General features: G+C 58.4%; 10 protein-coding genes. 9 read left to right on the top strand and 1 reads right to left on the bottom strand.

From position 1 onward, the window contains the following. From AC1RO5_RS02425 to AC1RO5_RS02405, 5 genes are all read left to right on the top strand, one after another. Positions 1-861 (top strand): aminotransferase class I/II-fold pyridoxal phosphate-dependent enzyme (locus AC1RO5_RS02425; RefSeq protein WP_493172399.1); only part of this gene is annotated, 861 nt, incomplete at its 5' end. A 10-nt stretch (positions 862-871) separates the two neighbouring features. Beyond that, positions 872-2,257 carry an MFS transporter gene (locus AC1RO5_RS02420; protein WP_493172397.1) on the top strand — a complete coding sequence of 462 codons (1,386 nt, stop codon included), beginning with the start codon at positions 872-874 and terminating at the stop codon, positions 2,255-2,257. Positions 2,258-2,319: 62 nt separating this feature from the next. After that, positions 2,320-3,651 carry an OprD family porin gene (locus AC1RO5_RS02415; protein ID WP_493172395.1) on the top strand — a complete coding sequence of 444 codons (1,332 nt, stop codon included), beginning with the start codon at positions 2,320-2,322 and terminating at the stop codon, positions 3,649-3,651. Positions 3,652-4,519: 868 nt separating this feature from the next. Beyond that, positions 4,520-4,810 carry a type II toxin-antitoxin system ParD family antitoxin gene (locus tag AC1RO5_RS02410; protein ID WP_201062399.1) on the top strand — a complete coding sequence of 97 codons (291 nt, stop codon included), beginning with the start codon at positions 4,520-4,522 and terminating at the stop codon, positions 4,808-4,810. A gap of 2 nt (positions 4,811-4,812) precedes the next feature. Beyond that, positions 4,813-5,169: a type II toxin-antitoxin system RelE/ParE family toxin gene (locus AC1RO5_RS02405; RefSeq protein WP_493172391.1), complete on the top strand. Its 357-nt coding sequence runs from the start codon at positions 4,813-4,815 to the stop codon at positions 5,167-5,169. A 209-nt stretch (positions 5,170-5,378) separates the two neighbouring features. Here AC1RO5_RS02405 and AC1RO5_RS02400 read toward each other — a convergent pair whose 3' ends face one another. Next, on the bottom strand, positions 5,379-5,678 hold the full coding sequence (locus tag AC1RO5_RS02400) for an Arm DNA-binding domain-containing protein (protein WP_493172390.1): 300 nt from the start codon (positions 5,676-5,678) through the stop codon (positions 5,379-5,381). Between the two features lie 557 nt (positions 5,679-6,235). Between AC1RO5_RS02400 and AC1RO5_RS02395 the strand changes: the two genes are divergently transcribed. From AC1RO5_RS02395 to AC1RO5_RS02380, 4 genes are read left to right on the top strand one after another with little or no spacing between them, the layout of a single operon-like run. Next, entirely contained in the window at positions 6,236-7,306 is a 1,071-nt protein-coding gene (locus AC1RO5_RS02395) for an alkene reductase (protein WP_493172388.1), read from the top strand. Positions 7,307-7,316: 10 nt separating this feature from the next. Further along, on the top strand, positions 7,317-8,153 hold the full coding sequence (locus AC1RO5_RS02390) for a pirin family protein (protein WP_493172387.1): 837 nt from the start codon (positions 7,317-7,319) through the stop codon (positions 8,151-8,153). Between the two features lie 48 nt (positions 8,154-8,201). Continuing rightward, on the top strand, positions 8,202-9,392 hold the full coding sequence (locus tag AC1RO5_RS02385; protein ID WP_493172385.1) for an HlyD family secretion protein: 1,191 nt from the start codon (positions 8,202-8,204) through the stop codon (positions 9,390-9,392). A gap of 11 nt (positions 9,393-9,403) precedes the next feature. Further along, positions 9,404-10,924 carry an MFS transporter gene (locus AC1RO5_RS02380; RefSeq protein ID WP_493172383.1) on the top strand — a complete coding sequence of 507 codons (1,521 nt, stop codon included), beginning with the start codon at positions 9,404-9,406 and terminating at the stop codon, positions 10,922-10,924. The last annotated feature ends 1 nt before the right edge of the window (position 10,925 follow it).

Below are 10,925 nucleotides of genomic sequence, written 5' to 3'. Positions count from 1 at the left end.
GGCGATGAAGTGCTGATTCCGGCGCCGTACTGGGTGTCGTACCCCGACATGGTGCTGGCCTGCGAAGGTGAACCCGTCACCCTCGCCTGCCCGGAAGAACACGCCTTCAAGCTGACCCCGGCGCAACTGCGCGGCGCGATCACCGAACGCACTCGCTGGCTGCTGCTCAACTCTCCCAGCAACCCGACCGGCGCCAGCTACAGCGCCGCCGAACTGCGCGCCCTGGCCGATGTGCTGTTGGATTATCCGCAGGTGTTGCTGATGACCGACGACATCTACGAGCACATCCGCTACGAAGGCCTGGACAACCCGCACATCCTCGCCATCGAACCAGCGTTGACCGAGCGCACCCTGGTGGTCAACGGCGTGTCCAAGACTTATGCCATGACTGGCTGGCGTATCGGCTACGCCGCCGGCCCGGCCGACCTGATCGCTGCCATGGCGACCCTGCAATCGCAATCGACCAGCAATTCCTGTTCGGTCAGCCAGGCCGCCGCCGTCGAAGCGCTCAATGGCGACCAGGCGTTCGTCAAGGAAAGCGTGGCGGTCTATCAGCAACGCCGGGATCGCTGCCTGGAACTGCTCAACGCCATTGACGGCTTGAGTTGCCGCAAGCCAGACGGTGCGTTCTACCTCTATGTGAACTGCTCAGGTTTGCTCGGCAAAACCACGGCCCAGGGCAAGCAGCTGGACAGCGACTACGACGTGGTCATGTACCTGCTGGAAAGCCAGGGTGTGGCGGTGGTGGCAGGCACCGCATATGGCCTGGCGCCGTTCTTCCGGATGTCGATTGCCACCGACGTCAAGACCCTCGACGAAGGTTGCTCGCGCATTGCTGCTGCCGTTGCGGCGTTGAGCTGAGGAACAGATGATGACGGCGGCGACCCTCCCTCCCCTGAGCTTCAGGCAGGCTTTGCTTGCGATGCTTGGCATCTCGCTGGTGCTGATGCTCTCGGCACTCGACCAGACAGTGATCGGTAACGCCTTGCCCAGCATCGTCGCCGAGCTCAAGGGCTTTGAGCTTTACGCTTGGGTCGCCACGGGCTACATGCTTGCCTCCATCGTCACCATCCCGATCTTCGGCCGGTTGGGGGATTACTACGGGCGCAAGCCCTTTGTGATCGCCGCCACCCTCATCTTCACCTTGGCGTCGCTGGCCTGCGCCGTGGCCACAGACATGCTGTTGCTGGTGATCGGTCGCGCCTTGCAGGGTGTCGGTGGAGGCATGTTGATCGGCACGGCGTTCGCCTGCATTCCGGAACTGTTTCCTGAGACCCGACAACGCCTGCGCTGGCAGATGCTGCTGAGTGCCCTGTTCAGCGTGGTCAACGCCATAGGTCCGGGTTTAGGTGGTTATCTGACAGGCGCCTACGGTTGGCGCTCGGTGTTCTACATCAATCTGCCGTTGGGTTGTCTGGCGCTGGGAGTCAGCTGCGTCGGAGCAACCCTCGCCTTATGGCGCTGGGAGCGACGCTGCCAGCACGCACTGCTGCCGGCGGCTTTACTCGGGTTGCCGAGCATGCGCCTGCTGTTTCTGCTGTCGATGGCCGCCGGGGCGATCATGTTTACGTTATTGTTCTATCTACCTTTATTGCTGCAAGGCAGCTATGGCTACTCACCGCAGGATGCCGGCCTGTTGATTACGCCACTCGCGCTGAGCATCACCCTGGGCGCCATCGTCAACAGTCGCATCGTCACCCGTTTGCGTAATCCAAACCTGTTGCCGCTGTGCGGTTTTGTCGCGTTGCTGCTGGCATGCCTCGGCTTGGCCATCGCCGGACGCGGTGCTTCGTTCAATGCGTTGCTCGGCTTGATCCTGCTGGCAGGTCTTGGCCTAGGCTTCATCCTGCTCAACCTGACGGTCTTCACCCAGACCCTTGCCGAGCGTCAGTTCCTCGGGATCGCCACCGCACTGACCCAATCGCTGCGCCTGGTGGGTGGGCTGCTGGGAACCGCTTCGATGGGTGTGCTGGTCAACTTGCTTTACAGCGCCAACCTGCAACGTCTTTTTATCGCCAAAGGGCACGCTGATGGACTGGCCTTGTACGCCGACCCGCAGGTCCTTCTGCGCCCCGATGCCGCCCTGCTCGAACACCCGCAATGGCTGAGCCTTGCACGCGATGCGTTGGCTCAGTCGGTGGGCGTTGGCCTGCTGCTTTGCGCCGGCCTCGGCGTGCTCGCGCTGTTCATCCTGTACCGCCTGCCGCCCGTGAGACTGCACGTCTTGCCGGCCACCGTTGCTCCTGAAAAACAATAAAAACTTTACTGCCGCTTTTGACTGCCTCTCACAACTTTCGACAACTCATGGGGATGACTCCGATGGAGCTTTTCAATCGCGCACCTAAAGTAGTGGCCGGCATTTGCGGCCTGATCATCGCTCAACAGGGTTACGCCGCCGGCCTGGTAGAAGACAGCAAGCTCAGTGTGCTGGCCCGCAACTTTTTCAGTAATGCCGACAACCGCAGCGGCGCGGCCGCCCCCAATTACACACAGGAATGGGGCCAGGGTTTCATCGCCAACTTTCAGTCCGGATACACCCAAGGTACGGTGGGGTTTGGTGTGGACGCCATTGGCATGTACGGTATTCGGCTGGACTCCGGCAAGGGCCGGCACTACAACCCCGAAAGCAAAAACTTCAACGGCAACATCTTCCCGACCGACAGCGACGGGCGCGCCGTGGATGAGTTCGGCAGCCTGGGCCTGACGGCCAAGGCAAAGTTCTCCAACACCGAACTGAAGTACGGCACGCTGGTACCGATGTTGCCGGTGGTGATGTCCACCGACCGCATGCTGCAACAAACCTTCAATGGCGGGCAGCTCCAGTCCAAGGACCTGGAGAACGTCACCTTCACCCTCGGCCAGTTGGAGCATGTCAAAGGCCGCGGTTCAAGCAACCAGATGGGCATGTCCATTCCCGGTGCAAACAACCCGCAGACGGGCGAGTTCGTCAACAAGTTCTATTACGGCGGCGTGGACTACAAAGCGACCAAAGACCTGACCTTGCAGTACTACTACGGCAACTTGCAGGACTTCTACAAACAGAACTTCCTCGGTCTCAAATACGACTGGCAGGTCGGCCCCGGCACCCTGCGTACCGACTTGCGCCACTTCGACAACCGCTCCGATGGAGCCAACGGCCATGACCCGGATTTCTACACCTTTGGCTACTACGGCAACGGTGTGACCAAAGGCAAGGTCGACAGTCGCCTGAGCAGCGCGCAATTCACCTACCTGCTGAACGGCCACACCTTCGCCGCCGGACTGCAGCAAGTTAGCGGCGACAGCGACGCGGTCTGGTTGAACCAGGGTGACGGCTCCACCGCCTATTTCATGACGGAGTCGATGATCGGCAAGTTCCAGCGCGCCGGAGAAACCACCTGGCAGGTTCGTTACGGCTATGACTTCGCGAGGATCGGAATTCCCGGTTTGAGTTTTCTCGGCATGTACGAAAGTGGCTCGAACATCCGCACACCCGCTGGCGACAAAAATGAATGGGAGCGCAACCTGACGGTTAGCTATGTCATCCAGCAAGGTCCGCTCAAGGACCTGAGCATTGCCTTGCGTCACGCCTCGCTGCGCACCGAAGTGTCCACCCAGCGTGACAGCGATGAGCATCGTGTGATCATCAGCTACCCGCTGAACATTCTGTAAAAGACGACACACTGGGTGAGAAGCATCGTCATCCAGTGTGCTCCGGCGGTCCGCCGCTCTGGTAATACAGGCCACACAGCTGCAGATGGCAGAGAAAGGGATCATAACAAAGCTTCTGAGGACGCTTTTACCGCTGGATCGTGCAGCATTAACGTGGTCAGGGGGTTCGCTTTCGTATCCGCCCTGTCATGCGTTCGTCACACCCACCAAGCACAATGCGGACAGCCAAAAGGATTTGGCCCTATCGACAGAGAGCCCGGCTAAGCGCCGTTTTTTTTCGTTCCAGCGACATGCTTTTCACGAAGTGCTCACAGAACGGAGCGCAGATTGAACGGACAAAAGGATTTGACCCCATACAGAGAGCCCGCCATTTGCGGGCTTTTTGTTGTCAGCCATTCCTGCGGCTAAGTTCCCCACTCTCTCGAATGGAGTCGATGCGATGCCTTCCCCTGAATACTCTCTCCCTGATGTTCTTGAACGACTGCATCACAACCAACTCGTCCTGGAGGCTACACTAATGGTGCTGACCTTATTGGTTGAGAGCCAAGGCCGTGCCGCGGCTGGCGACAACGTCCGCGGCGCCCTTCACACGATCGGTGAGAACGCCTGACACATCAAACAGGGTTTGGCCAAGCTGAGGGCCCAAGGCCCACACTAATCAAGCTGTCCCCCCGACGTCCCGCCTACAACACCCTTTTTTGGACTCTGTGCACATGCAGTCCGGAGCCAGCACGCGCTGTTCGGCGTGAAGGATGACGCCGTACGACACAGTTTGTCAGATACAAACCCACAGTTATGCATTCGCAAGCGCAATGGCATAATATGCCAATAATCGAAAATACCTGTTTGCCCTGAACTGGAGCCGACCATGGCGACGCGAAACGTTGTGCTCACCCCTCACCAGGAACAGGTTATCCATGACCTGGTTCAGTCCGGCCGTTATCAGAATGCCAGCGAAGTGATGCGAGAAGGTTTGCGGCTATTGGAGCAACGCGTCGCCGAAGACACCGCCAAAATTGAAGCCCTGCGTCAGGCGACCTCGATCGGCATCATGGACCTTGAGCACGGGCGCTTCACGCAGTTGAACGAAGGGGATCTGGAGCACTACCTCGAGGGGTTGAGCCTGGAGGCCACCCTCCCCGCGAGGGAAAAACACTGAGCATGCCGCAGTATCGGATTTCCAACGCGGCGCGCGCCGACATTGTCGACATCCTCAGGCTCTCCCAGACGCAATTCGGCGATCAAGCACGCCAGCGCTACCAGGCGCTGATCCTCGCGGCGCTGCAAGCTCTTGCCGGCACGCCTTATCGCATTGGCAGCCTCGACCGCGATGAGCTTGCACCGGGCCTTCGCAGCTATCACCTCATCTATTCACGCCAGCAGGCCAAACACCCCCATGGGACGGTCAAAAGCCCACGCCATATCGTGTTCTATCGTGTGGCAAACGACGACGTGATAGAGGTCGTCAGACTCCTTCATGACGCCATGGAAGTGCAACTGCACCTGCCCAACGACTGATCACCGACCTGGCCCAAAGGCTTAACTGACCATGAACAGCGAAGGTAAGGCGCCCCCCCTCTACATCTCAACCTGAGCGCCCTCGCTGTCAGCCGACTCGGCGGTCAATTGAAGCGGGAGGTTCTGGGTCCGACCGGACTATCGAGACCCACGACCAGAAACACGATGTTCAACTTTGCGTACCACTTTCAATGCTGAACAACCGCTTCCTAGGCGTTTTCCGAGGCCAGGCGCCTGGCATTACGCTCCAGCTGCCGATGGACACGCGGATCGATGCCCCTGGCGACCAGTGCCCTCGCAACATCACGTAGAGCACGAGCATCTCCTAAGCTAATTTCAGGATAGGTACCGAGAGAAATACGGGGTTGCTTATCCGCCCAGGAAAAGCGGAAGTGCCAGCACTTGGCGCCTTTCGTATTCACGAAAAGAGCGAGACCGTTGTAGTCAGGGAGGGTGTAGTCCTTGGCACGAGGTTTGGCGTGTCGGACTGCGGTATCGGTGAGGGTCATTGTACAATCTCCGTCTCGTTTGAATAGAGGAGATTTGTACGGTTTCCAGAGAGGCCAGTCCCACGAAAAAGTGATCTACCAAGCGCCGGATTAATGTACTAAAAAATGTACTAAGAAAACGTGGCTGGTAGTGTTTTCGAGCGGAACTTACTGGAACGAAAAAAGAGGCCGAAGCCTCTTTTTTCAGTTTCTGCAGACTTCAATAGAAGCCTGTAGAACAATAATTGGAGCGGGAAACGAGACTCGCGCCTGGCGTCCGACCCATTGAAATCAAAGGGGTTTCTTTCATTCCTGAAGTAGGAATGGACTTGATTCTGGACTTGTCTTTTTGGTGTATCAAGAACAAAAGGGGAATTATTCCAAGGTACGCTACCGGGGTATGCCCATCGCCCATTGAAGGGATGGTATCGAAGTTTCAACTCAATTTTATCTGACCCTATCGCGGAATCCGCTACAGACATTGCTCCACCAGTGGATCAGTCATTTCAATTTAACCAGGTTTATCCCGGATTCGGATTGATCAATGATAGCTACATCGATTACTGAGGAGCACCGCAATGAATTCTCTTTTTTCCCAAGTCCAAATCAGTCGCTACACCCTGTCCAACCGCATGGTCATGGCCCCTATGACTCGTTCGCGTTCCGATGAGGCCGGCGTGCCAAGCGAACTGGTTGCGACTTACTACGCACAGCGTGCCAGCGCCGGCCTGATCATCAGTGAAGGCGTGTTCCCCGTTGCGATGGGCAAGGGCTATGTCCGCACCCCAGGCATCGAAACCACCGAGCAGGTCGCCGCGTGGAAGCAAGTCACCGAGGCCGTGCATGCTCGCGGCGGAAGGATCTTCATGCAGTTGATGCACTGCGGACGCATTTCCCATCCTTCGTTGCTACCCAATGGCGCCCAGCCACAGGCGCCCTCCGCGATCAAACCCGCCGGCCAGACCTGGACCGCGACGGGCCTTGAGGATTTCGTCACCCCCCATGCACTCAGCGTGGTCGAGATTGCCGCGGTCATCGAGGGCTATCGCCAAGCGGCGCGCCTGGCCATCGAGGCCGGTTTCGACGGTGTCGAGGTGCACGCCGCATCGGGGTATCTGCCTGAACAGTTTCTCTCCACGGGCAGCAATCAGCGCACGGATGAGTACGGCGGATCGGTGGAAAACCGTGTTCGTTTTGTACTGGACGTGCTGGCTGCCATCTCGACAGAAATCGGTGGTGACCGGGTGGGTCTCAAGATCTCGCCTGAGATGAACTTCAACGACATCGTCGATGCCAATCCGCAAGAAACCTACACCTATTTGGTCGAACAGCTGCACGGGCTGAATCTGGCTTACCTGCACGTGGCCCTGTTCGGCGCCAGCGTCGACTACCACGCGTTGCTGCATCCACTGTTCGACGGCAGCTACCTGATCGGTGGCGGGCTCGATCAGCGTTCCGCCGAATCCTTGATCGCTGAGGGTCGAGCCGATGCGGCCGTGTTTGGCAGCGCCTTCCTTGCCAACCCCGATCTGCCTGAGCGCTTTCGTACAGGCGCCGAGCTTAATGCTCCGGACAAGGACACGTTCTACGCACCGGGCGCGCAAGGGTATATCGATTACCCGGCCATGAGCCCGGCACAGAGCGCCTGAGGAGATTGCCATGACAACCGTCGCACGTTTGCAGCGCATGAATCACGGCAGTCAGTTCCGGGCCTTCAGCCTGCGTGGAAATCAGTTCGCCAAGCCTATCGACCCGTTTCTCGCGGTCGATCATGCCTGGATCAGCGGGCCGACGTTTCCACCGCACCCACATGCCGGTTTCTCAGCCGTGTCCTATCTGTTTCTTGATTCCGAAACCGGGATTGATAACCGCGACGCGCTGGGCAACCGCAACCTGATTAAACCCGGTGGGCTGCACTGGACGGCGGCGGGTAAAGGCGTGGTGCACGAGGAGGTGCCGGCCGAGCCGGGCAAGACGGTGCACATGCTGCAGATTTTCATCAACCTGGCGCAGGAGCGCCAAGCGGACGCTCCGTTTGCGCTCAGTCTAGAAGCGCAGGATGTGCCCGTGGTGCGTTTGCCAGGGGTCAAGGTGCGCGTGCCACTGGGCCGTTTCGCCGAGGTGTCGTCGCCGTTATCGGTGCCCACCGAAGTGACCGTGCTGGACATCTCGCTCGAGGACGGCGCTGAAGTCAGCGTCCCGATCCCCGAAGGTCACGTGGCGTTCGTGATGCCGATTGACGGCGAAGTGTGGGTCGACGGCCTCCCCTTCAATCTCATCGAGCTCATGCTGCCGGTGAATCTTCCGCTGCGTGACGATCGCGCAGTCAGGTTGAGCGCCCCCAAGGGCAATGCCAAAGCCGTGCTGTTTTCTGGCGTCCCGTTGAATCAACCCGTGTATTGGCAAGGACCGCTGGCGCTCGCCTCTCAGCTTGCGCTGACCGAAGCCATTGATGGCTACCAGCGCGGCGCGTTCGGAACGCTGCAACCTCGTTAACTCAATGTTGACCGAACAACGCGCCCTCCCTGGCAGGTAAATGACGCTATGACGACAACTACGCCCTCCCCAGCCGCTACCACTCAACAGCGAACATCGCACCGCCCCACATTGCTGCTGATCGTGGCCATCGTCCTTATGGTCGTTGCCTTGTGCATTACCTACCTGCTGAAACTGGACAGCGAATCCACCGACGATGCCTATGTCGACGGCAATGTGGTTCAGGTGACCTCGCAAGTCAGCGGTACCGTAACGGCAATCAGCGGCGACAACACCGATCATGTCGATGCCAACGCGCCATTGGTCACATTGAACGCCGTGGATGCCGAAATTCAGTACGAGCGAGCCCAGTCGAACCTCGCTCGCGCAGTACGCCTGGCACGCACTGAGTACTACCAGGTCCAGCAACTCCAGGCCGAAGTCGAGCAGCGTCAAAACGACGTGCGCAAGGCTCGGGATGATTTGCGTCGGCGCAACCAACTCGGCGCCAGCGGTGCAGTTTCTCGTGAAGAGATCAGTCACACCGCCGACGTACTCAAAAACGCAATCGCAGGGCTTGATGGCACCCAACACGCCCTCTCCATTCGGCGTGCGATGGTCGACGACACCACGCTTCGCACTCACCCGGATGTGCTGGTGGCGGCAAGCAACCTGCGTGATGCCTACATCGCCTTGCATCGCACCCAAATCTATTCACCGGTTGCAGGTGTAATCACCAAACGCACTGTGCAGGTCGGACAAAAAATCAGTCCGGGCGTCGCACTGATGTCGGTGGTGCCGGTTGATCAAGTCTGGGTCAATGCCAATTTCAAGGAATCGCAGATAGAAGGTCTGCGTATTGGCCAACCCGTTGAACTGCGCGCGGATGCCTACAGCCGCAGCGTCATCTTCCACGGGACCATCATCGGCCTGGATGCCGGTACCGGCAGTGCTTTCTCCTTGATGCCGGCCCAGAACGCTACGGGCAACTGGATCAAGGTGACTCAACGGGTGCCGGTAAGGATCGCCTTGCGGCCGCAGGAAATAGCACAAAACCCCTTGCGCCTCGGTTTATCCATGCGGGTTTCAGTCGATACCTCCGATCGCAATGGCCCCGTCCTGAACAAGACCGGTGCACAGCAACCGGTTTACAGCACCGAGATTTTCAAGAACGAACTTAAGGACGCCAATGACGTTGTGGAACGCGTGATCAGTGCCAATGAGGGCAGTGACCATGCCCCCAAAAACCTGAAGCTTTGACGGGGCGGATCATGTACAGAAAACACGCTGCCTTGTTGTTCACTGTGGGCTTGCTTTGTGCGCTGGAATATTTGCAGGCGGGCATGATCGCTTTTGCCAATGCTCCGATTCGCGGCGAAATCGAGGCCAGCCCTGAAGAATTCAGCCTGGTGGCCGCCCTGTATGCCTGTATCGCAGTGGTGGTGATTTCGAAACAGCATTGGTTGACGGAGCGCCTGGGCTGGCGCAATTTCATGCTCGGCTCAATCAGCGTTTTCGTGTTGGGCGCTTTCGTGTGTGGCGTGAGCAGTGATTTGACCAGCTTCACCGTAGGCCGAGTCGTCATGGCCCTGGGTGGGGCCTCGTTCATGACGTCGGCACGCCTCATGATCAACCTGATTCCCCCAGGCCCGGGCCGGTTCACCGGAATCAAAGTATTTGCCACCGGCCTCGCTGGCGGGACGGCGGCGGCGCCTTTTATCTCGTCGTGGGTGGTGGCCGAAAATACCTGGCACGCCATCTTCTGGATACTGATCGTCGGCGCCCTGGTTGCAGCAGCGCTTTGCGTGCGTTTTCTGTCGACGAGCCCTATCCCCGAAGAGGACCGAACCCCCTCGAGCCTGGCAAGCATTCTGTTGTTGTCGGTCAGCAGTTTCTTTCTGCTCTATATTTTGCAGCGCTCCTACTACGACTTTTATAACGACACCTTCATCATCGTCGGTTGCGCACTCTTGGCAGCACTGGGGATGTACACCTTCTTCCACGCCGAACACAACAAGGCCAAGCCCTTCCTGAAAGTCAGAGACTTGATGCAGCCTCGTTACCTCCAGGGCGTGGCGCTGTTCTGCTACGCCTACGTTGTACTGGGCGCCAATAACTACATCTTGCCGTACTTCCTGCAAACGGGACTGGGCTACTCCTGGGACACCATCGGTACATTCCAGGCCATCGGACTGACCGGCACCCTGGCCACCTGGGTCATCATGGCCACTCTCCTTCCAAAGTACCCTGCCCCGAAGAAATTCTTCATCCTGGGATTTATCGCGCTGGGTGGCTTTGGCTGGCTGCTGTCCTCGCTGACGCCCAGCGCCAATATGTGGTCGAACATTCTGCCGGCATTGATTCTCAATGGATGCTTTGTGATGTTAGTCATGTCGACTGCCGCCATGCAGACCTTTCGGGACGTGATGCAAGAAGAGAAGCTCTTCGCGCATGCCTATCAGATCAAAAACATGATGGGACAGATCGCCATGGCGATTGGCACCACGGCCGCCACACTGTTTCTGCAATGGCGTACGACCCTGCAATACAACAACCTCAACGTGCACTTCAGCGCCAGCGACACTCTCTATGTGGAGCAGACTCAACAGCTGGCGCAAGCACTGTCATCCGAAGTGGGCGCCACCACTGCGAATCAGATCTCGGTGGCGATGCACGCACAAATGCTGCAGCAGCAATCGACCCTGGTCGCCAGCATGGAATATTTCTGGGTCGTGATCGGCGTGGCGGCGATCGCGCTGATCATTTCAGTCACGCAGAAGACCTTCAGATGAA

The sequence above is a fragment of the Pseudomonas sp. GW822-FHT02G04 genome, from assembly GCF_058802085.1.
The sequence above is the reverse complement of the archived record's forward strand: the minus strand, read 5'-3'. Positions and strand labels throughout refer to the sequence as shown.

What these genes read in the sequence shown, in the direction of transcription:
- AC1RO5_RS02395 (WP_493172388.1), top strand. Translation starts at nt 6,236, where the DNA reads ATGAATTCTCTTTTTTCCCAAGTCCAAATCAGTCGCTACACCCTGTCC.
- AC1RO5_RS02405 (WP_493172391.1), top strand. Translation starts at nt 4,813, where the DNA reads ATGCCGCAGTATCGGATTTCCAACGCGGCGCGCGCCGACATTGTCGAC.
- AC1RO5_RS02385 (WP_493172385.1), top strand. Translation starts at nt 8,202, where the DNA reads ATGACGACAACTACGCCCTCCCCAGCCGCTACCACTCAACAGCGAACA.
- AC1RO5_RS02380 (WP_493172383.1), top strand. Translation starts at nt 9,404, where the DNA reads ATGTACAGAAAACACGCTGCCTTGTTGTTCACTGTGGGCTTGCTTTGT.
- AC1RO5_RS02410 (WP_201062399.1), top strand. Translation starts at nt 4,520, where the DNA reads ATGGCGACGCGAAACGTTGTGCTCACCCCTCACCAGGAACAGGTTATC.
- AC1RO5_RS02390 (WP_493172387.1), top strand. Translation starts at nt 7,317, where the DNA reads ATGACAACCGTCGCACGTTTGCAGCGCATGAATCACGGCAGTCAGTTC.
- AC1RO5_RS02420 (WP_493172397.1), top strand. Translation starts at nt 872, where the DNA reads ATGACGGCGGCGACCCTCCCTCCCCTGAGCTTCAGGCAGGCTTTGCTT.
- AC1RO5_RS02415 (WP_493172395.1), top strand. Translation starts at nt 2,320, where the DNA reads ATGGAGCTTTTCAATCGCGCACCTAAAGTAGTGGCCGGCATTTGCGGC.
- AC1RO5_RS02400 (WP_493172390.1), bottom strand. Translation starts at nt 5,678, where the DNA reads ATGACCCTCACCGATACCGCAGTCCGACACGCCAAACCTCGTGCCAAG.